This window comes from Candidatus Bathyarchaeia archaeon (genome assembly GCA_041447175.1).
Taxonomy (GTDB): domain Archaea; phylum Thermoproteota; class Bathyarchaeia; order Bathyarchaeales; family Bathycorpusculaceae; genus JADGNF01.
Map to the genome: position 1 here is coordinate 263,802 of CP166960.1, position 21,182 is coordinate 284,983.

Consider the following 21,182-nt stretch of genomic DNA (forward strand, 5'->3'; position numbering starts at 1 on the left):
ATCATGGTAAACTTGAAGATTGAAGGTGTCGACTGCTTCTACGAGTCAGTGAAGATTCTGGAAAACGTACATTTCACGGTTAAAACCGGCACGTTTCTGGGCATCTTAGGACCCAACGGCTCAGGCAAAACCACCCTACTCAAAAGCATAAGCCGCGTGCTTAAACCACGCAAAGGCGCCATCCTAATTGATAACTCTGATGTGTACAAGATGAAGATTGGTGAAGTTGCCCGAAGCATGGCGGTGGTTCCTCAGGACAGTTCTGTTGCCTTCAGCTTCACTGCCCTGCAAGTTGTCCTCATGGGGCGTGCACCTCACCTTTCTAGGCTTCAAAGCGAAAGCGAAAAAGACCTCAACATTGCCAAGCAAGCCATGGAATACACCTACACTTGGAATTTAGCTGACCGTCTGGTGACTGAATTGAGCGGAGGCGAACGGCAACGGGTAATAATCGCACGCGCCCTCACGCAGGAACCCAAGATTCTGCTGCTCGACGAGCCCACAAGCCACCTAGACATATGCAACCAACTGGAAATCATGGACCTTCTCAAACAGCTTTGCAACGAGAAAAAGCTGCTGATTGTGGGCGTCTTTCACGACTTCAACCTAGCCGCTCGATACTGCGACTCCCTTATCCTGCTGAAAGATGGCAAAATCGTTGCCGCGGGTGCAGCATCGGAAACCTTGACCAATGAAAACATTAAAGACGTTTTCGGAATCGACGTTATCGTAAACAAGCATCCCGTCACAGATTTACCCTTTGTCATTCCCGTTTCAAAACCCAAAGGTCAAAAACAAAAAGAACTGTCCGTACACGTCATTTGCGGCGCGGGCACAGGCAGCACGCTGATGCGCATCTTGACGGAATCAGGCTACAACGTCACCACAGGAGTGCTAAACCTGTTGGATACGGATTTCCAGACGGCACAATACCTTAAGGTTCCCGTAGCCTCTGAGGCGCCGTTTTCCCCTGTTACTGAGAAAGCGCAAAAAGCAAATTTTGACATGATTGCTCAGGCAAACATTGTAGTTTTGACTTCGGTGCCGTTTGGACTGGGCAACTTGGTGAATTTAGAGGCGGCAAAAGCTGCCCTCAAGAGAGGCACACCCACGTATGTTCTTGAAGAAGTCCCCATTGAAGTGCGAGACTTCACAGATGGCAAAGCAAAAGCAATGTATGAGGAGTTGAAACAGCTGGGTGCAATTATAGTGAAGTCGCAGGATGAGCTTTTGCATTTGCTTCACATTTCTGAGGAAAAAACTAAACCGGACCTGTTGGAACCTGCCTTGGTGGCGGACCACTTGAAGTCCAATTTGGCTTCCAAGGAAACTGATATAACAAACAAAACAAAAGCATAATTGAATGAGGAGGAAACGATTGTGAAAGTTGTTGCCGCGTGGAGTGGAGGAAAAGACAGCTGTTTTGCATACTATAAAGCGTTAAAGGAAGGTTTAGATGTTACGAGCCTTGTCACTTTTATGCGTGACGAGAATATGTCGAATTTTCACGGCATACGCTCTGACCTTCTGAATGCGCAGGTTAAGGCTTTGAATAAGCCGCTGGTTAAACGCATCACAACCCCAAGCACCTACGAGCAACTGTTCAAAGAAACCCTGCTTCAACTCAAAGACCACGGCGTCGAAGGCTTAGTCACCGGCGACATCTACGAGGTCGCAGGACACGAAGAACGCTGGCTAGAACGCGTCCTCAGCGAAGTCGGTTTAAAACCAATCAGGCCGCTGTGGCAGGGAAACACCACCGAAATCTTCAAAGAATTCATCGCCGCAGGCTTTAAAGCCACCGTGGTGCGAACCAAACTGCCCGTGTTAGGCGAAGAATGGCTAGGCAGGCAACTGAACGCAGAATTCCTCTCCGACATCCAAAAACATCCTAACGTGGATCCCTGCGGCGAAGGCGGCGAATACCACACCGTAGTCACTGACGGACCCATCTTTAACAGCAGCATCGAACTTACAAAAACCAGCAAGCTCTCAGTCGGCGGCTTTGGACGCTTAGAAATTCTGGACTTCAAAGTCAACCCAAAAAGTTAGAGGTAGCCGAGAAATCTCCGATGTGGAAAGAAGTCAAAAACCTCTTTGCGTTTCTTACGGTTATCCCTGTCCGTATGGATATGGATTGCCTGACGGATTCAGCTAAGCTCATGTGGTTTTTTCCGTTAGTGGGCGCCTTTTTGGGGCTGCTGGCGGGCTTGTTCGGCTGGGCAGTCAGCTTTGTTCTCCCAACGTTGGTCACTGGCGTGTTGGCTGTTGGCGTTTTGCTTTTGCTTACGGGGCTGCATCACGCCGATGGACTGCTGGATTTTGGCGACGCCGTCATGTATCAGGGCACGGCGGAACGAAAAATCGAAATCATGCACGACCAACTCACAGGCGCAGGCGCAATCGGCTTAGGCTTAATGACCTATCTTGTCACCGCCTTAGCAGTTGGCGCACTTGGGCAAACCGTTACCTACGGCGGCTTCGCGGTTCCTGTAATTCTGCCCGCCCTTATCGTGGTGGAAATGTCCGCCAAGCTATCCATGGTTGTATGCACTTGGGCAGGCAAAGCCGTCCACACAGGCATGAACTCCCCCTTCATGGAAGCCATGCACGGCAAACACGGCAGCTTACGATTGGCAGCGGCGTTGGCGGTGTCTTTGGCGGTTGCGGTGCCGCTTCTGTGGATTGCAGGGGCTGTTACGGTCATAACTGCGGTGGTTGCTGGGCTTGTGATGGTGGCGATTGCGCATCGGCATTTTGGGGGCGTAACAGGCGACGTTTTAGGCGCAACAAACGAACTTACCCGCATGGTCTGCGTGGTTGTCCTGCTGGCGGTGTTGCCATGAAAACCACCGCGCTGGTTATGGCGGGCGGTAAAGGCACCCGCATGGCGTTGACGCAGGAAAAGCCGCTGCTTGAGGTGGGCGGAAAACCCGTGGTCTCACTCGTTCTTGACGCGTTGGCAAACGCGGAGAAGCTGAATTCAGTGGTGGTGGCGGTAAGCGATTACACCCCAAAAACCGCCGCGTACCTCGCCGGCTTTTCCGTGAAAGTGGTCAAAACGCCAGGCAAAGAATACGTTTCCGACATGGGCTACGCAGTCAAAGTGCTAGGGCTGGAAACGGTGCTGGCAATTGCAGCTGACATGCCCCTGATTACAGGCGAAATCATCGACGATGTTCTAGAAAAGTACGTCTCATGTGGAAAGTCTGCGTTGGTGGTGGCTGTCCCCTTAGAAACTAAGCGTAAACTGGGCATGAGTTTGGGTTACGCTTTTGACCATGAGGGGCAACAAGTGGTTCCCGCAGGCATAAACATCAACGACGGTAGACGAATCGACGATGAAGAACTCGAACAGGATGTCTACGTGTTGGACAGGGTGGAGGTCGCCGTAAACATCAACACAGTGGACGAGTTGAAACGAGCACAGGAACTTTTTGCCCAGACGCATAAAACTTAGCAAAGCTCTAAAGTTGTGCGGTTCTGGTAGGTTTTTCTTTTGTCAATGCTTCTTTACAAACAACCTTTTAGGCTATACCTCATCAACAGGTATTGGCGACATAGGCATGTTTAAGCCGTTTATGGGGCTAATGATGTTCCTCATCCTTTTCGGCGGATTAACCTTCGCATTCCTCCCCCTTGCCTTCGGGCAGAACGGAACCCGCGTCGGTGGCGTAGTTTCCACAGACACCGCATGGACAGCGGCAAACAGCCCATACATGCTTACCCAAAACGTTACCGTCAGTTCAGATGCAACGTTAACAATTGAGCTTGGAACCACCATATTCTCATTAATGGATACGTCTGACTGGGTTCCCTACTCTATTATTGTGCAAGGCACCCTAGTCGCCAAAGGAACCCCCGCTAACCCCACCAACATCACCCTAACAAGTGGACAAATAATCTTTGAAAACACAAGCCAAAGCTACAACCCACAAACTGGAGCAGGCAGCACCTTAGACGGCGTGATTCTTCAAAAAACCGCCCTCTCCATCTCCAGCTCGCCCCGCATTCATAACGTAACCATGTCGGGTGCAGGAAAAGAAAACGTAATCACAATCTACACAGGTGCCCCAGAAATCTCCAACAGCTCCATAACCGCAGGCGTAGACAACATAAACCTCATAAACGTAAAATCTGGTTCACCCCAAATCCTAAACAACAATTTGACAGCCTTTGTGGACAATGGGCTGCTGGATTTGTTTGGCGTGGCTTCTTCGAATTTGAACAGGCACGGCACCGTCGATGCCGTGTTCGTGGGCGGCGGAAACCCATACATTTACGGCAACGTCATGTCCCGATGCAAAGACGCCGCTATCTATGTCAGGGCAGGCAACCCGACCATTGAAGCCAACCTCATAACAAACAATGCTGTTACGATAACCGCCAACTTCTTTGCAACACCACTCATCAAAGAAAACCAGTACATCGACAACGGTTCCCCAAGCCGACCCGAAGAAACCCCTAACTCAACACCCTTGCCCGCCGCGCTGAGCATTGATGTTTCGCCTTCAACCGTGCAGTTCGGTTCAACTGTAACCGTAAGCGGCGACTTCATGGTAAACGGCACCAGAGTTGACGTGGTGGCTGTTGACCAGTTTGGCAACAGGTTCGTGGGTGCAGTTGCGGTGCAGACTGGCGGAAACTTCCGTTTTACGTGGGTGCCTTCAGTGGCTGGAACCTACAACGTAATGGCGACTCTTCGAGCAATCGATTACAAGGGCGACTACTACAGAGTGGAGCCCACAGCCCTGACAACCCTGACCGTTTCCTCACCGCCACCGCCTGTGTCACCCAGCACAATGGACACCCCAACTATGACCATGCAACCAACTATCTATCCGACAGCCTCGCTGACTGCAGCATCGACCCAAAACCCAACAAACAACAATGGCATTCCCGCGTGGGTGCAGGGTATGCTCATAGTCACAGTGGCAGTCCTGATTGCTGTGGCTTTAATAGTGGCGTTCAGAGTTGTGCTTAGGCGAAAAAGCAAAAGTTAGCGTTTTAGCGAACTCCTATACTCCCGCAGCTTTTCCAAATCAAAATCCTTGGTCAGCACCGAATCCTCCAACGCGTCAGATACTTCTTGTTCTATGCCCCATGGGGTGATGAATGCGCTTCGTCCGCCCCGAGCGTTGCTGCTGACGTTGCCAATTTTGATGAGGTAAATGCCGTTTTCCATCGCCAACTTGAACGTTAACGGGTGCCCCTTCACTGGCGGGTGCGTGCCCATGGCGGCGACAGGCAGAAAAACCAGTTCCGCGCCCAAGTCCGCGACAGCTTTAATGGTTGGGGGGTCAAACATGTCCGCACAAACCAGCATCCCCACCTTGCAATGCTCTGTGTCAACGACGACGGGTTTGTCGCCTCGACTCACGCCCGCGTCAAGTTCAGCTTTAATGGGGTTCCGCTTGTGATACTTAACAACCAGGCTGCCACCATGCCAGAGGCTGCTGGTGTTGTAGAATTTGCCGTCTTCCTCCTCCAAAACCGTGCCACCCATCAAGTAAACGTCTGGGAATTCGCGGCTCATCCGCGCCAAAAACTCCCATGTGGCACGGTAGGTTTGGCGGCTTATGGCGGCTGCGTCGGTGAAGTGCTCCATGTTGTTAGGCACCGAAAAATACTCTGGCAACGCAATAAACGCGGGGTTCTGCTTGGCGGCTTGACGTATGCCTGCTTGCGCCGCGTCGAGGTTTTCTTGAAGGTCACTGCGGACTTTCATGTGAATTAGGCTTACTTTCAAGGCTTCAACCTTCACTGCTGCATCTCGTTAAAGAACTCCCATGCTACATTTACCCGCCAAGGGTCCCCTTTCTCGGTCAGGTAAATTTTTCCGTCCTGAGTCTGTACCAGCCCTTTCTGGTGAAGCATCTGCAGGGTAGCGGGGAATGCTTCTTCAGGTAACTTGCCAAACTGCGTCTTAAATTTCTCGCGGTCAACAGGCTCCCGAATGTACAAAAGCATCATGGCTCTAAGCATCTCCTGCTGAGGCGACGTGGTGGTTAAGCGGGCTATTGGAAGTTTACCTTCTTCAACAGCTGCGATGTAGCTTTTGATGTCTTCTAAGTCAGAGAAGATAAAGCCGCCCATGTTGCCCATGAAAAAGCCTGCGCCAGTGCCGACCACTTCTGAGGCTGCTTCTTTGAAGTCCTCTTTGATGCGGGAAAAACGGTTGTGGCAAGTTGGCAGATACCCGTGTGCCTTGAACAGTTGGTATGCTTCCATATACATCTCTAGTTCTTTTTCGTCGCCGCTTGGCTGCGGCACCTCTCCGGAGGCGATTTTTTTGGCAAGAACCGTTTCAGAATACAACTCCAAAGGGTAGCAGTCTACGCTTTCCACATCCAACTCTAAAGCCTGCTTAACGTCTTCGAGCCACTGGTTTGTGGTCTGCGAGGGCAAATTATACAGTAAATCAATGCTGACCCGTAATCCGTGTTTTTTGCAGCGCCGCAGCTTCTCTTTGGCGTCGTGGCTGCTGTCACGGAGCAGAAGCATCTGGCGCAGAGAATCATCAAACGTTTGGATACCTATGTCGAGTTGGTCGACTTTGTTGGCTGCTAAACTGCTGATTTTTGCTTCCGAAAGGTTGTTTGTGCAGGCGGTGAATTTGGTGGTACAATCGCTGGTTAAGTGAAAGTTTTTTCGGCAAAACTGTAGCATGTCCCCGATTTGGTCTTGGTTTAAGACGCTGGGGCTGCCTCCGCCAACGTAAATCTCGCCAAAAACGCTGCTCTGGACGTATCTGGTTTGGGCGTAGGTTGAAAGGGCTTTTTTCATTGCTTCCATGTATAGGGCGATGGTTTGTTTTTCGCAGTTTATGGGGAAATAGCAGAAGGCGCATCTGCCGTCGCAGAAGGGAATCCAGGGTTGTAGTTCTTTGTTTCCGCCTGTTTTGTTTTCTTGGCTGAGTAGCTGCGTGAAGTTGGCTAACTGTTCGGGGTTGGGGGTGGTGCAGTTTCTGTAGGTCATGGGGGGCCAGTGTTCGATTTTTGGGTAAGGCCATTTGGTTTGGTTGGGCAGCAAGTTTTTGGCATCCTTTGTTAAGAGCAACCCTTTAGGCATTTAAAGTTAACTAAACAAGGAATGTTTTGTCTTGGGTGAGGACAAGCGTTGGGGCTGCATGGCGGTTTATGGGGTGTTGTTCATTATTACTGCAACTTTTGATACATCTGTTTACTTTAAGCGCCGTTTTTGTATGCATATGGATAACCTTAAATAGTGCAAAAGTGTCAAAACAGGTAATTACGGGGAATAAAAATGGCACTTGACCAAAATGAATACGCGAAGTTTTTGCCCGAAGTTAAACCCTTGATAAACAAAGTCGTACAAAACAACATGGGCGACTCAATGCTCTTCTCCGCAGGAACCGACACCTCCATCATAGCTTATGAAGCCGTCAAGTACAAACCAGACCTCCCATGCCTAACCCTCGCCTTCAAACACGGAAACCCCAAAGACACCCAATACGTCGCAAAAATGGTTGACTTCCTCAAACTCAAACAAGAAACCCATGTCTTTGACCGCGAAGAAGTCCTCCAATTCTACCCCAAAGTTGTGGAAGCCCTCAAAAAATTTGACCCCATGGAAATCCGCAACAGCCTCCCAGTCTACATCGGCTTAACCCTGCTCAAACCAAAAGGCTACAAAGCCGTGTTCACCGGCGACGCATTGGATGAACTCTTCGGCTACCCTTGGCAATTTCACCTAACCCAAGAAGAATTCGCCAAAAAACAAGAAGAAATGTGGGCAGAAATGGGTTTCTCTAGCATACCCATGGCGGAGTCGCTGGGCATGAGCATCAAAGCACCATACCTTGACCCTGCATTCATGGAGTGGGCAAAGAAGCTACCCATTAAAGTGAAGATAAACTTGGGTGAAAACGGCGAACGCTACAGCAAATGGATACTGCGCAAAGCCTACGAAGATGTGCTGCCTAAAGAGGTTGTTTGGCGACCTAAAGCTCCCTTGGAGCAGGGCACCGGCACCGAAATTCTGCGGACCCACTTCAACGACATGATAACCGACGCAGAGTTTGCTGAGAAGAAGAAGCAAATTCTTGAAGCCGACGAAGTTGAAATCCAAGACAAAGAGCAGCTGCTTTACTATGAGCACTTCCGCAAGGTATTCGGCAAGCCCAAGGACATCTTCACTAAAGGTTCAGTAGAATGCCCCAAATGCCACAGCCGCATGGACACAAAAATCCAGTTCTGCAAAATCTGCGGAGCCTACCCAATCTAAACCTTCTCTTTTCTTTTTGTAGTTATGGCGGTTTGTTGCTTAGCAAAGCTCTTTTGGGCTTGACTTTAAGTTTTTACTGTTTTGAAATTTATTGTGTAGTGGGCTATTTTGGTGTTTTCAATGCATATCTTAAAAGGTAGATTTTTGAAATCCTTTTTTAAAAGTGAAATTGTTTAAAACTTCTAAATGTTTCTTGCTTGGCATGAACATCTTCGTTTGTACTTTGTGCCTTCAGGAGGTGAGTGTCTATGGCGGTAACTGAACTGGTCTGCCCCGCTTGCGGAACCTGTGTCGTCCAAAGTCGGTGCCAAGGCTGTCGCAAAAAGATTCACAGCTACAAATGTCAAAAATGCGGCACAAACATCCCCAACCCCGAATATGTGGAACCATGAGCACGTTTTGAAGCTTCACAATGGAGTGCCTTACGTTGATCCCTGCTTCTTTTTTCTTTTGCAACGTCAAATGAAAAACACACGTGTGTTCCATGTTTATTGTGATTATTTTGAGAATTCGATTTTTGGCAAGTTTTCTTATGTCAAGAAACTTTTACAAATAGGCTTTTAACGGAAACTATGGTCTGTTTTCATTGTTGATAGCTACAATGACGATGGCTAGACAAATCGCCCTCCTTATGGGTACAGTACTCCTTCTAACTTTATTCTGCTTATTGTCTTTGGGAAACAGTACTCACGTAGATCCTTCGGGGGACGATTGGCCTATGTTTCGCCATGACCCTGCGTACACAGGCTTCTCATCAAGTTCAGTAAATGCAACTCCAACTGTACTGTGGAATTCATCAAGTAGCGGTGCCCCCGTTATCGCTGACGGTTATTTAGCCACAGGCGGCGGAACTGTTACTTGTAGGAATGCTTCAAACGGAGAACAGTTGTGGCGGCAACGCGTGCACAATCCAGCTGGGAACGTAGCTATCTATAATGGCTATGTATACACATCATCTGGTGCCTTCAACGTTTCAACAGGGGAAATGAAGTTAAACTACACAAATAATTTTGGCTTTGCAACACCTAACATTGTTGAAGATGTCATATACTTTGGGTCCTACCTTCGAGGTGGCGTTTTTGCTTTAAACGCTACAACTGGCGCGTACCTATGGAATTTCACTTCAGGTCTAGTGTATTCTTCTCCTGCAGTTTCCCAAGGACTCGTCTATTTTAATTCTGTTGAGGGTATTCTTTATGCTTTAAATGCTTCGACGGGAGAACAACTATGGACCTACAGGGGGTTGAGTGGTTATGAATCTTCCTCACCATCCATCTCAGATGGGTATGTCTATATAGGCACGACTTATGGTTCCAATGGGAAAGTTATATGTTTGGATGCTATGAGTGGAACTGAAATCTGGACAGCCTCCATTCCTGCTGGAATGTCCTCCCCCGCAGTTGCCTATGGTTGCGTCTATATAGTATCAAATAGTACTGTTTATGCCCTTAACGCCTCCACCGGAGACCTACTGTGGAATGCAACCGGCGGCGGGGGGCAATCCCCAGCAGTCGCAGGCGGCACAGTTTACGTTAGCTGTTCCTACAACGTTTATGCTCTTAATGCTTCAACAGGCGCTAAAATATGGAACTATACTTTCCCCAAACAAGCCAACTCCATTTCTACGTATCCCGCTATCGCAAACGGCACAATCTACGTTGATACAGGGTACTCACTTTATGCCTTCGGCTCTCCCCCTTCATCTCCCACCTCAACGCCTTCGCCGTCACCGACTATTCCCGAGCTTTCACAATTTTCAGGAATTGTTCTTGCTGCGGTAGTGTTCATGACTATGTTATTTTCAGTCTGGAAAAAACAACTAAGAACGGTTAATAACTCAAATTGTAATGAAGAGTCGAGTATTCAAAAATGCTGTTAAAAACAAAAAACATCTTTCCTTTTTTAAAAGGAAGGCTGTTTCTGTTTCTTATTGATTGTTTGTTGTGCTGTTATAGAAAGTATATCTAGAATTACCTTTGTGAAGCTAAACATTCCTTAAATTTGTTGAGGTAATTTTTGTTTTTCATGAAGTTTCAAGCACAGTGTTGTTTATGCGGGGCGTGTATAGTTGGAGCTTAAGAAGGTGTTGGCTTCTTCTTTGCGGCAGAATATATTGAAAGAGCTTTCGTTAACGCGGGAGCTTCGCGTTATGGAGCTTGTGCGCCGAACTGGCAGTACTTATAATGAATTGAATCGGAATCTTGAAATTTTGGAGAAGGAAAACTTGATAATAACTGAGTATCGCGTGAAGGTTAGGCATGGAAAAGTCAGGGTTATATCGTTAAATCGGGATGACCGTCGAACAAAAATTCTGCTTGATGTACTAAAAGTGTTAGATCAAGAAAATGCATATTCCCCCTGCTAAAATGCTGAACTTTTTCTTAGGTTTATAGAGGGTTTGTTTCATTTTTCGGCAGTTTAAAATATGTTGTTTACACAATATGTTGTAGGTGATGAAGGTGACCAAGCATGTCCTTTCAGCATTGATTCTTGTTTTTCTATTCACATGGGCTGGACTTGTATCAACGCCGGTGAATGTTTGTTTTGCTTCAGAAGAGGATTGGTCCATGTTTCGTTGTAATGCTGCTCATGTGGGTGCGGTTGTTGGTGTTGGTCCGACAACGGTTCCTGTGGAAAGGTGGCGTTTTGATGCGGGTGGTTCGGTTCGTTCTTCTCCTGTGGTTGTTGACGGAGTTGTTTATGTGGGTTCAGAAAATGGTGTTTATGCGCTTAATGCTTCTACCGGAGAAGTTATAATGAAATACATTAACGGTTCCGCGATTTCTTCTCCTGCAGTCGCAAACGGAATAGTCCACTTCAGCTCTATGGAAGGGTGGGTTTACACCTTTAACGCGTCAACAGGCACAATAATAGGACGCTTCAGAATTGGCGGTGTCAGTACTGCTTCTTCTCCCACCGTAGTGGATGGGCTATTCTATGTAGGGGTTGGCTGGATGCTTGTCGTTGTTACTGCTTCTACTGGGTGGGATACGCCTGTGACTTTTGGCACTGATGGGTATATTGATGGTTCTCCCGCAGTTGTTGGTGGTGTTGTTTATTTTGGTTCTCAAGACAAAAATGTTTATGCTGTTAATGTTACTACTGGAGAAAAACTTTGGAATTATACAACAGAAAGCGAAGTTGCTTCTTCTCCTGCTGTGTCTGATGGTTACGTTTATGTAGGGTCAGGTGGTTCTGTAGGTGCGGGTAATTTTTATGCTTTTAATGCTTCGACGGGTGCAAGAATTTGGAATTTTTCAACTGGGGGTGGTGTGGTTTCTTCGCCTGCGGTGTTTGATGGTGAAGTTTATGTTGGGTCGTATGACGGCTACGTTTATGGCTTTGATGGTTTGAGTGGCAAGTTAGTTTGGAGTTATAGGACGGGTGGTGGTGTGTATTCTTCGCCTGCGGTTGCGGGTGGGGTTGTTTATGTTGGTTCGTATGATGGGAATGTTTATGCGTTTGATGCTTTTTCGGGGTCGTTGATGTGGAGTTATAAAACTGGTGCGGCTGTGTGGTCGTCACCCGCTATTGTCAACGGCACCCTCTATGTAGGCTCAGACGACGGATACGTTTACGCTTTGGGACAATCTCCTAATAGCAGTACTCCTTCACCTACAATACCCGAGTTTCCTATTCAGTTGGAAAGCATTCTTTTTTCCCTATCCTTAATGGCGGTGCTTTCAATAGTAGTTAGAAAACGGGAAAAAGAAAAAAATATGCCTTAACAAAGCTGCATTTAATTCTTAGGGGAGCGCTTTTCACTTTCTCTGAACAAAAACAATATTGTTTACATAATATTCTATTGCAGTAATGCCTGTGTGTTCTTAACATTTACTTTTGATTTTTTTGCGGAAACAACTGTTTTATGGTTTGTAGAACAGTTTTAAAATAAAGCAGCGAAAGAAAATCAATTAACTTGCAAACTCAACCGTGTGCAACCAAATAGGTTATGAAGCCCGAATCTTCCAACAGCCTAAAATAATCTGTCGCACAATGCAATATTCAGGGGGGCTAAATATAGCTAAACATAGAGGAGTGGCAGTTATCCTCAAGATGGTTCTCGTAAGTGCGTTTCACTTCCCTTCGGAAAACTTTTTTCACCCAATTGCCCGACTTAGTGATATACTCGGTCAGTCCAAACATAATAAAGTCTGCATAAAAGAAGGGAAAGATAAAATAAAAGACAAGTTAATCGTTTTTCTTGTTCTAATCAACATTATGGTTTTTCTTTGCGTAGCCCAAGCTTATACGGAGTCAACTTGGAACATACAAACCGTGGACCCACAGGGGTCGGGTGGTTCAATCGCTGTAGATTCCAACGGTAATCCACATATAAGCTATTTTATGAGCGCTACCTCCAATCAAACTCGGGCAGGCATAAACTATGCCGTCTGGAACGGAACAAACTGGACTACACAAAAAATAAGCCCTACTGGAAGCACCAACAACAAAATCGCGATAGACCCAAACAACAAACCACATATAGTCTACCAAGCATACGACGGCTTAAAACACATTTTTTGGAACGGAACAAACTGGATAACCCAGACTGTATACGTGCCGCCAGGGATGGGATGGGTTTATTTTTCGGTGGCTATAGATTCCAGCGGCAACCCGCACATAGTGTATGCCACTATTAACTTGCCAATTGACGAATTACGGTATACTGTGTGGACGGGCTCAAACTGGAACACAACAACCATAGATTCAGGGAGTTTTCCTTACTGGGCACCCTCAATCACTCTGGATTCTCATGACATCCCTCACATAACGTATTTTGACCAAACAAACATGGATCTAACGGAAAAAGGCACCCTAAAGTATGCTACACCGAAAGGTTCAAACTGGAGTATACAAACGGTGGACACGCCTTTTTATTCGCAATCCTCCCTTGCTCTGGATTCAAAAGGTTACCCACACATAAGCTACACTAACGCTAGCAATGATGGTCTGGAGTACACCAGTTGGGATGGCACGGCATGGATTAAGCAAACTGTAGACGCAGACTGGGACTTCCATGGAGACTGTTACCTCGGGTTGGATTCAGATGACAAACCGCAAATTGCATATTTTGTAGCGGTCGGAGAAGAGTGTGACTTGAAGTACGCTGTTTGGACGGGTGAAAACTGGAGCATTCAATTGGTGGACTCAAACACCGCAAGTGGCGCCATGGTTTTGGACTCATCAGGCAACCCGCACATAGCTTATAACAGACCCGTGATATGGGCATCGGGTAATGCATCACGCACATATGATTTAACGTATGCTACCCTTTCAGGGGGTCGTCCCAATTCATCGCATTCCTCTAACCCTTCTGCATCACCAACTATTCCAGAGCTTTCAGAACAAGTTTTGGGGACAACCCTATTTGTATTTGGGCTAACAGCCACCTTTGTTGTAGTTTCAAAAAAGAAAATGGCTAACAAGAGTCCTGTAAAAAAATCGCGATCGTAACGTGATTTGGAAATGAAATCTAAGGGAGGTTTCTACGTTTTTTTAGTAAAGCAAGTTTTGGATCTTAGCCTGGCAAAGTAACCTCTCTTTTGAAAAGCATTTAAAGCAAATTTAAAAACAACGCTTCAGTCCAACCAGAAATTTCAACTGAGTCAAAAGTTGGTGCTTCTAAACATAAGAGAACTCCGTTTTTGAGAAAGAGAAAGTACGCGTAGATTCAAATAAAAGGGAGGTTTCTGAAACATCCCGTTTTCCTAAAGTAAACCCACGCGAGTAGTTCTACAAGGGAAAAATATGTTTGAACAAAACCTAATCGGCAAAAAGACCTGCTGTGGTCTAAATAGTTCAATTTTTTACTTGGGCGGGAATCCCAAAGAAAAAATGCCTTCTCCCAGCACAATGTTGTGGCAGTCAAACAAGATTTTATTGTGTTTGAAAGCTACTTCCACAATTGAATCAGCCAAAAACGTCATGTTTTGTAGACAGAAGGCGAAATACTATGGTATGTAGTATGAACGGTGGTTGTGATAATAATTGTAACCCTACGGAAGGATTTAAAGGTGGGAAAGGAACCACAATTTGGGGTCCAATACGCTTCACTTTGGGTCCAAAGGGAAGTCAAACTGACACCAAAACGCTCCATTTCACAGCCACGCAACCTCAATGTTATCAAAATTCCTCTCCCCAAAAATGCAGCGCTTGCAACTTAAGTTACACAATCAGAACTACCCAAGATTCCGATAACCCTGTCGTATCGTTGTATCTATATCTGAATGGACACACATCAGCAAATGCAGACCCGGGAAAGCGATATCATAGTAGATTAGCTAATCATGACCTCTCGGAAGTTATTGACTTATCTCAATCAATAGATGGATTTGACGGAAGCGGTAACCCTGTTTACAGTTTAAACGATCCTGACCTCAACACACTTGAGTTTGTCAACGATGACGAATACGTCAGCGTTACGATCGAAGATTTAACAGTTGTTCGAATATACCCAATGTGCTATCTGCCATGTGACGGCAAAAATGCCTGCACTGATGGCATGTGCGATGGTTCTGGTCCATGCGGATCGGAACAGCCATATTCAAAGATCGAAAACGATCCCCTAGATTCCACACGACAAGATTACCCTTGCAACTACAAAGATTGCGGCAATATTAGTTATACCAAATTTGGTCCCGACAACCACGTTAAAGAAATCTCGCCCAGTCCCTATGTAAATGCAGTTTGGACTTGGACTAATCCTCCTGATCCATGCTATAATTACGTTAATAAGAAACATTGTTTTTTCAATTTAAACAATGTTGCTACTAGTGGTGTATCCGAAAATGATGACGTGACTTTTTGGCTCAGACTTAACTACGACCCCACTAACCATCCCGACAGCCCATGGGTGCAATTCTACCATCCTACAGGCAATTACCATATAGCTCATGGCGTTGATCTAGCAAACCACCCAACATTATCAGGGTTTTACGATGACAGCCCTAATGGCACAAACACTTTAGAGTTATACTACGATCCTAATGCCGACGTAGATCTTGTATTATGCGACGGATGTAGCGGTTCATGTCCACCGTATTGTCAGGAAGGAGGAAGCATCGATATCTACCGCACTTACCAGACAGAACCCGTTTATCTGACCATAGAAGCTTCAGTTGCAACAGGAGGAGGATCTATCTCACCGTCTGGCATAGTTCAAGTAGATTATGGAGGAAACAAAACCTTCAACATTACGCCGAATACAGGCTACCTCATATACCACGTTGATGTCATGAACGACGGCGAAAACTGGGTTTCACAAGGAGCAATTAGCAGTTACACATTTATCAACGTCACCAATCTCAAGCATAAAATCAGGGCATACTTCACAAGTTGTGGTACATGCCAAACAGTTTGCCAGACGGCATGCGTAGTGAGCTGTCAAGAAACATGTCAAATAAGCTGCCAGCCTTGTGAAACTTGCCAGCCATGTGTAACCTGCCAAGATACTTGTCAACTTACATGTCAAACGGGGTGCGAAGTAGCATGCCAGTTGCCGTGTGAGTTTTGTCAAATGACCTGTCAATGGACATGCATGGCTGCGTGTCAGCTTTCATGCCAAACCTGCAATACCTGCCAAACCACATGCGAACTAAGCTGTCAAACTGGATGTGAAGTGAGTTGTCAATCTGGTTGTGAGGTGTCTTGTCAGTCGCCTTGCATGGTCTGTCAGCTTCCTTGCCTGTGGAGTTGCCTAATGATACAGTAATGACTTAGCAGAAACATCAGGAGCCAGATAATATGAGTAAAAAATGCGTAAACAATCAATCAACTCCGGTCCGTAATCAACAGAACTCTTCGGTACGGACGTCACCTCCGTTTGGGCAGTCTCTGACTGAGCAGCGGGTCAAGGAAATTGTCATTGAGTCTTTGATTGCATTAGGCTTGGTTCCCCAACCGCAAAAGAGGAAGACTATCCATGCTTAATCTGCCTGCTAAAATCAAAGAAATGACCGTTTGGGTCACCGGCGAATGCAACCTCAGCTGCAAATACTGCTTCGTCTATAAACTCAACCAAAACCCGCCACACGGAAAAATGACCATGCAAACTGCAGATCAACTCATACGTTTCTGCACCCAAAACCTAGACCCAAACGGCGCCCTTTGGTTCTTCGGCGCAGAACCATTCTGCAACTTCGACACCCTCAAGTACATAGTTGAAAAAAGCCACACAGACGGACACAAATGGAACTTTGGAGTAACCACCAACTGCACCTTAGTAACCGAAGACATAGCCTTGTGGATGAAGAAATACAACTTCGGCGCAACCGTCTCCATTGATGGATCAAAAAACAGCCACGACACCAACCGAGTCTACCCCAACGGGAAAGGCAGCTGGGAAGACGCGTGGCGCGGCTTCTTGCTACTAAAGAAACATTTCACAAACACGCCGCAACTGCGGTGGACCGTAACCCCGTCCACCGTGAAGGGACTAGCAGACGCCATCAAGTCTTTCGTTGAAGAATTTAACCTCACAAGCCTTGCCGTGGACATGGTCTACGAAGCGGAGTGGGCACCTCAAGACTTGGCAAACCTCAGACAGGAACTAGAAATCTTTCGCGGATACTACAAAAATTGGATGGAACGGGGGGTTCCAGTGTTTAGCATGTGGGTTCGAGACGCAAACGCCGCAATCACCCAAACAAGAAGGGTCTGGGATTCACGGTGCGGATTAGGACAAGGCGGAATATCAGTTGACTACGACGGCTCAATTTACCCCTGCCATAGATTCGTCGACTCACATGAAATAAAGATAGGCGACATATACAGCGGCTTTGCACAAAGTCGCTTAGACTGGATTAAACATTGGCAAAATATAGCACCCTACTGTGAGGTCCCCACGAAATGCTTAAGTTGTAACTACAAAAACAACTGTATAGGCGGATGTATAGCCCAAAACTACGACGTCTTCGGTTTGCCACATGTTAACCCCGAAACTTTCTGCACAATTAAACAACTGATAACAGACGTTTTCAGTGAACTATGCAAATCTATGCAAACCAACAAAACCTTCCAGAAACTATACGCAAAACCTCCTTTCGAGCAAAAACCAAAACTGCCTCAAACATCCACAAACTCAACACAGCTTGCGCAAAAGAATTGACCAAAACTGCCCTTCTTTTTTCTTTGTTTTATTTGTTGCCAAATGTGATTATGCTATATTGAACCTGATGGGTTTTGGGAAAAGCTTAATTCTGTAGTTGTTTCTGTCACTTTACCTATACAGAGTGATTAGCGATGGCTAAGTTGTCCGACCTTAAATTCGCGATGGGCGCCAGCATACTTGCAGCCACCTTCATATTTGGCGCCTTCCTCATCGGCGTCATATTCCTCATCCAATACTACTACACAGGTTTTGATGTTGTGACTGGGCTGCTTTTCGCCGTCGGCGGCACCGCCATTTTTGTCCTCTTCGAATACGCGATTGGCCCCACCATCGTTAGCGCCACTACCCATCTGCATTTTCTTAAGCCCGGCGAGAACCCCTGGCTGGAAAACATGGTCAAAGACTTGGTAGCCAAAAGCGGCATACCCATGCCCAAACTCGCCACCGTCCCCAACAACACACCCAACGCCTTCACGTACGGACGAAGCCAAAGCAGCGCCGTTTTAGCGGTGCATGAAGGGCTCCTGCGGCAGCTGAACGAGGACGAAATCCGTGGCGTTATCGCTCATGAATTGGGGCACATCAAACACAAAGACTACATCGTCATGACCGTGCTTTCCGCCTTGCCCATGCTGGCTTACTGGATATCCCAAGTCACACTCACTGCAAGCTGGTTTGGCGGCGGCTCCAGACGAGGAAACAAAGACCAAAACAACACCGGCGCCATCCTTGTAGCCATCGGCATTATTTCGTTTGTGGTTTACATTGTGTCGTTTTTGGCGGTTATGCGGCTAAGCAGGCTACGCGAGCACTACGCAGACTCCTACAGCGCTTACTTAACCAAAAAGCCCCACAGTCTGCAAAGTGCCTTATCCAAAATCAGCTACGGCTTATCCATCGCGCCTAAAGTTCCCACGGATGCACGCAGCTTCTACATTGAGGATCCCACACAGGCAAAACGGGAGGTTGCACAGATAATGTCTAACAAAAGCCAGTACGACTTGGACAACGACGGCGTCTTGGACGAACATGAACTGGAGCATGCCATGGAGCGGGAAGCTAAATCGACGTGGGCGCAGATGAATAGCTTGTTTGCGACGCATCCCCCCACGTTCAAGCGGATTTTGCTGCTGCGGGAAATCGAGAACGAAATGAACACGGGCAAGTACAGCGACGACCGCATGTACGCCCACGTCTAAACCTGTTCCGCCAGACATGGGAACCCTCTTAAGCTTCAACGGCTGTTGGATAACTGAAAACCATGGGCGCCCCCACAAAACCGTCGCTTGCAGAAGATTTTATTTATCCACGCTACGAGCGGGGCTGCATTTCAAACCTGCCAAACGCAATCCTTAACCTGTTTGGCGTCAAAACTCCTAAGCCACAATTGCCCCTCCGAGAGCATGTCGAAAAACTTGGTGCCGACAAAGCAAGCAAAGTGGTGCTCCTGCTTCTGGACGGATTTGGGTTTGACCAGTTTCAGCGAAACCAAAACAACTTCAGTTTCCTCTCAAATTTATCCCGCAACGGCTCTGTTTTCCCTTTGACAAGTGTTTTTCCTTCGCAAACAACCAACGCTTTGGCAACTTTGAATACGGGTTTGATGCCTCAAGAGCACGGGCTGTTTGAATACTTCATTTACCTTAAAGAGGCTGGGCAAGTTGTCAATACCTTATCGTTTGAACCCGTAGGTTCCGCCTATGGTTCTGGTGCCCAAACAGAGTTTGACCCGCACCTTGCGTTCAACGGCAAAACCATCCACACCACACTCAAAGCGGAGGGCATAGAAACATTCGTCCACGCCTACAAGTACTACGCCTTCAGCCCTTGCTCTCAACTGCTCTTTGACGGCAGTACGGTGGTTCCCTCTTGGAAAACCTCCGACATGGTGGTCAATCTGCGACGCAACCTCCAAGACACTCAGGGACCCGCATACTTTTTTGTACATTTTGATACGCTTGACACCATCGCACACGAGTATGGACCTAACAGCGAGCAGTACGCCGCTGAATTATCCGCCATTAGCTACCTGCTCAGCAAAGAATTAGTCGAAAAAGTTGATGCACAAACCGCAAAAGAAACCCTGATTTTGGTTACTGCAGACCACGGCGAAGCAGCCATCAACCCCCAAGACACCCTCTACCTTAACAACTTTCCCCAAGTAATCAGTAACCTGAAAACAGAAAAAAAGCTGCCGATTTTGCCCGCGGGCGGTCCCCGAGACGTATTTCTGCACATCCAAGAAGAAAAACTCGCACAAACCAAGGAGTTTCTTACAAAGGAACTCGGCAAAAAAGCCGCAATCATCGAAACCCAAGAAGCAATTGAGCAAGGCTTATTTGGCATCGGCGAGGCGGCTGAGGTGTTTTGTGAGCGGGCAGGAAACTTGATGGTTTTGCCTTTTGCGAATCAGACGGTGTGGTTTGAGTTTTCGCAGGGGCGTAAACTGGAGCTTTGGGGTCACCATGGCGGGCTAAGCCGCGAAGAAATGGTGGTTCCTTTCGGGTTAGCTAAGCTTAGCAGCTTAAAGTAGCCGTTTGCTCCTTTGGGGAACGGGTTTTTTGGGCGAAGACTAATATCTGCGTAGCACCGTTTAATGTAAAAATAAGGGGACATAGAAAAATGCCTTATTGCCCTGAATGCGGCGGCGAAATGGTCTACAACATCTCAAACAAGCACTTCACGTGCAAAAGCTGCGGTTTAACGGTTACTCAGCAGGAACTGATGGATCTTCGAGAACGCAATCGTCCACCTGAAGAAACCGAAGATGAGATTCGTCAGAACCGCAGAAAAGAGTACTTGAAGTGGTACCTGAGCAGCAAGAAGTAGTGGTCTTGCCGCCAGACGGTTTGAGCGATTTGTTAGCAAACAGTATAAAAGTCAAACCTCTTTCTTATCAAGCTACATTGTGAATGGGCGATGCTTGATGACGGTTGAAATGGAGCTTGTTTGTGTCGGCAACGAACTGCTTATCGGAAAAGTCGTAAACACCAACGCCAGCTGGATGGGTAAACGCGCCACTTCCTTGGGCGTGGCGGTGAAACGAATAACCGTGGTTGCGGACGTCATTGACGAAATGTCGGCGGCGTTTCAAGAGGTTTTGGCACGCAAACCTAACTTCTTGGTAGTCACGGGCGGTTTGGGGCCAACATTTGACGACAAAACCTTAGAAGGCTTAGCCAAAGCGTTAAACCGAAAACTCACCTTGAACACGGAAGCTCTTGCTATGGTTCAGGCAAAGTACCTTGAATACACCAAAACCCGCAACATACCCCAAGGCAACCTGACTCCTGCTCAAGCTAAAATGGCAACCCTGCCCCAAGGCTCCACACCTGTTGTGAATCCAGTTGGAACAGCACCTGGCGTCCGCATCGATGTTGATGGCTCCGTTTTGTTTTCGCTGCCTGGTGTGCCGCGGGAGATGGAGGCAATTTTTGAGGCTTCAATTGCGCCTTTGCTGCGGCAAGCTGCGGGGGATGTGGGCTTCTTTGAACTTAGCATATACGCTGATGGCATTATGGAGTCTGTGTTGGCTCCTTTGATTGATGAAGTGATGCATGACAACCCGCTGGTTTACATAAAGTCGCATCCTAAAGCACGGGAAAGCAAACCTCACATGGAACTTCACTTATCAACGTCTGGGAAACCTTCGGATAACCCCTCGCAGTGGCTGGCTAAAGCTGCTGTTGAGCTTTCCGCTTTGATTGCCAAGGTAGGCGGCACCGTGACACGGTTAGAATCTCAAGGCATCGTTTAGTTTTCGGAAGCGGATTCGTAATTCGCAACGTCAATAAAGGATTCTGCGCTAAAGAAAAGGGGAGTT

17 protein-coding genes are annotated in these 21,182 nt (G+C 47.2%); 15 read left to right on the forward strand and 2 right to left on the reverse strand.

Features of this window, described 5'->3' with window-relative positions; translation table 11 throughout:
* Positions 1–3 precede the first annotated feature (3 nt).
* The 5 genes from ACBZ72_01390 (at position 4) to ACBZ72_01410 (ending at position 5,003) form a co-directional block, all read left to right on the forward strand.
* Positions 4–1,359 (forward strand): ABC transporter ATP-binding protein, encoded by a 1,356-nt coding sequence (locus ACBZ72_01390; GenBank protein XES77543.1) that lies wholly within the window; start codon positions 4–6, stop codon positions 1,357–1,359.
* 21 nt (positions 1,360–1,380) lie between these two features.
* Positions 1,381–2,052, forward strand: coding sequence for a diphthine--ammonia ligase (locus ACBZ72_01395; protein XES77544.1), 672 nt, complete (start codon positions 1,381–1,383; stop codon positions 2,050–2,052).
* Positions 2,053–2,072: 20 nt separating this feature from the next.
* A complete protein-coding gene (gene cobS, locus ACBZ72_01400) occupies positions 2,073–2,846 on the forward strand; it encodes an adenosylcobinamide-GDP ribazoletransferase (GenBank protein ID XES77545.1) in 774 nt (257 codons plus the stop codon).
* Complete coding sequence (locus ACBZ72_01405) at positions 2,843–3,460, forward strand: NTP transferase domain-containing protein (protein ID XES77546.1); 618 nt, start codon at positions 2,843–2,845, stop codon at positions 3,458–3,460. Before cobS ends, ACBZ72_01405 begins: the two co-directional genes overlap by 4 nt.
* 106 nt (positions 3,461–3,566) lie before the next feature.
* Positions 3,567–5,003: a hypothetical protein gene (locus ACBZ72_01410; protein XES77547.1), complete on the forward strand. Its 1,437-nt coding sequence runs from the start codon at positions 3,567–3,569 to the stop codon at positions 5,001–5,003.
* Here ACBZ72_01410 and ACBZ72_01415 read toward each other — a convergent pair.
* On the reverse strand, positions 5,000–5,764 hold the full coding sequence (locus ACBZ72_01415) for a carbon-nitrogen hydrolase family protein (GenBank protein XES77548.1): 765 nt from the start codon (positions 5,762–5,764) through the stop codon (positions 5,000–5,002). The genes ACBZ72_01410 and ACBZ72_01415 overlap by 4 nt on opposite strands.
* Positions 5,761–7,071 carry a coproporphyrinogen-III oxidase family protein gene (locus ACBZ72_01420; GenBank protein XES77549.1) on the reverse strand — a complete coding sequence of 437 codons (1,311 nt, stop codon included), beginning with the start codon at positions 7,069–7,071 and terminating at the stop codon, positions 5,761–5,763. The genes ACBZ72_01415 and ACBZ72_01420 overlap by 4 nt, the downstream gene beginning before the upstream one ends.
* A gap of 195 nt (positions 7,072–7,266) precedes the next feature.
* Here ACBZ72_01420 and ACBZ72_01425 point away from each other — a divergent pair, with 195 nt between their 5' ends.
* The 10 genes from ACBZ72_01425 to ACBZ72_01470 all read left to right on the forward strand — a co-directional run bounded on the left by ACBZ72_01425 (position 7,267) and on the right by ACBZ72_01470 (position 21,116).
* Positions 7,267–8,247, forward strand: coding sequence for an asparagine synthase C-terminal domain-containing protein (locus tag ACBZ72_01425; protein ID XES77550.1), 981 nt, complete (start codon positions 7,267–7,269; stop codon positions 8,245–8,247).
* Between the two features lie 248 nt (positions 8,248–8,495).
* Positions 8,496–8,639, forward strand: coding sequence for a hypothetical protein (locus tag ACBZ72_01430; GenBank protein XES77551.1), 144 nt, complete (start codon positions 8,496–8,498; stop codon positions 8,637–8,639).
* 326 nt (positions 8,640–8,965) lie between these two features.
* Positions 8,966–10,126: a PQQ-binding-like beta-propeller repeat protein gene (locus ACBZ72_01435; protein XES77552.1), complete on the forward strand. Its 1,161-nt coding sequence runs from the start codon at positions 8,966–8,968 to the stop codon at positions 10,124–10,126.
* 580 nt (positions 10,127–10,706) lie between these two features.
* On the forward strand, positions 10,707–11,975 hold the full coding sequence (locus ACBZ72_01440) for a PQQ-binding-like beta-propeller repeat protein (protein ID XES77553.1): 1,269 nt from the start codon (positions 10,707–10,709) through the stop codon (positions 11,973–11,975).
* A 619-nt stretch (positions 11,976–12,594) separates the two neighbouring features.
* Positions 12,595–13,704 carry a hypothetical protein gene (locus ACBZ72_01445; protein XES77554.1) on the forward strand — a complete coding sequence of 370 codons (1,110 nt, stop codon included), beginning with the start codon at positions 12,595–12,597 and terminating at the stop codon, positions 13,702–13,704.
* Positions 13,705–16,171: 2,467 nt separating this feature from the next.
* Positions 16,172–17,356, forward strand: coding sequence for a radical SAM protein (locus ACBZ72_01450; protein XES77555.1), 1,185 nt, complete (start codon positions 16,172–16,174; stop codon positions 17,354–17,356).
* 134 nt (positions 17,357–17,490) lie between these two features.
* Positions 17,491–18,558 (forward strand): zinc metalloprotease HtpX, encoded by a 1,068-nt coding sequence (locus ACBZ72_01455; GenBank protein XES77556.1) that lies wholly within the window; start codon positions 17,491–17,493, stop codon positions 18,556–18,558.
* A 62-nt stretch (positions 18,559–18,620) separates the two neighbouring features.
* Entirely contained in the window at positions 18,621–19,892 is a 1,272-nt protein-coding gene (locus ACBZ72_01460) for an alkaline phosphatase family protein (protein XES77557.1), read from the forward strand.
* An 89-nt stretch (positions 19,893–19,981) separates the two neighbouring features.
* Complete coding sequence (locus ACBZ72_01465; protein ID XES77558.1) at positions 19,982–20,188, forward strand: TFIIB-type zinc ribbon-containing protein; 207 nt, start codon at positions 19,982–19,984, stop codon at positions 20,186–20,188.
* A 97-nt stretch (positions 20,189–20,285) separates the two neighbouring features.
* Positions 20,286–21,116 carry a molybdopterin-binding protein gene (locus ACBZ72_01470; GenBank protein XES77559.1) on the forward strand — a complete coding sequence of 277 codons (831 nt, stop codon included), beginning with the start codon at positions 20,286–20,288 and terminating at the stop codon, positions 21,114–21,116.
* Positions 21,117–21,182 lie beyond the last annotated feature (66 nt).

Bases quoted from the DNA above. Each gene is read 5' to 3' on its own strand.
- ACBZ72_01410 (XES77547.1), top strand. From the start codon at position 3,567: ATGTTTAAGCCGTTTATGGGGCTAATGATGTTCCTCATCCTTTTCGGC.
- ACBZ72_01460 (XES77557.1), top strand. From the start codon at position 18,621: ATGGGCGCCCCCACAAAACCGTCGCTTGCAGAAGATTTTATTTATCCA.
- ACBZ72_01425 (XES77550.1), top strand. From the start codon at position 7,267: ATGGCACTTGACCAAAATGAATACGCGAAGTTTTTGCCCGAAGTTAAA.
- ACBZ72_01390 (XES77543.1), top strand. From the start codon at position 4: ATGGTAAACTTGAAGATTGAAGGTGTCGACTGCTTCTACGAGTCAGTG.
- ACBZ72_01445 (XES77554.1), top strand. From the start codon at position 12,595: ATGAGCGCTACCTCCAATCAAACTCGGGCAGGCATAAACTATGCCGTC.
- ACBZ72_01435 (XES77552.1), top strand. From the start codon at position 8,966: ATGTTTCGCCATGACCCTGCGTACACAGGCTTCTCATCAAGTTCAGTA.
- ACBZ72_01430 (XES77551.1), top strand. From the start codon at position 8,496: ATGGCGGTAACTGAACTGGTCTGCCCCGCTTGCGGAACCTGTGTCGTC.
- ACBZ72_01450 (XES77555.1), top strand. From the start codon at position 16,172: ATGCTTAATCTGCCTGCTAAAATCAAAGAAATGACCGTTTGGGTCACC.
- cobS (XES77545.1), top strand. From the start codon at position 2,073: ATGTGGAAAGAAGTCAAAAACCTCTTTGCGTTTCTTACGGTTATCCCT.
- ACBZ72_01455 (XES77556.1), top strand. From the start codon at position 17,491: ATGGCTAAGTTGTCCGACCTTAAATTCGCGATGGGCGCCAGCATACTT.
- ACBZ72_01465 (XES77558.1), top strand. From the start codon at position 19,982: ATGCCTTATTGCCCTGAATGCGGCGGCGAAATGGTCTACAACATCTCA.
- ACBZ72_01470 (XES77559.1), top strand. From the start codon at position 20,286: ATGACGGTTGAAATGGAGCTTGTTTGTGTCGGCAACGAACTGCTTATC.
- ACBZ72_01420 (XES77549.1), bottom strand. From the start codon at position 7,071: ATGCCTAAAGGGTTGCTCTTAACAAAGGATGCCAAAAACTTGCTGCCC.
- ACBZ72_01405 (XES77546.1), top strand. From the start codon at position 2,843: ATGAAAACCACCGCGCTGGTTATGGCGGGCGGTAAAGGCACCCGCATG.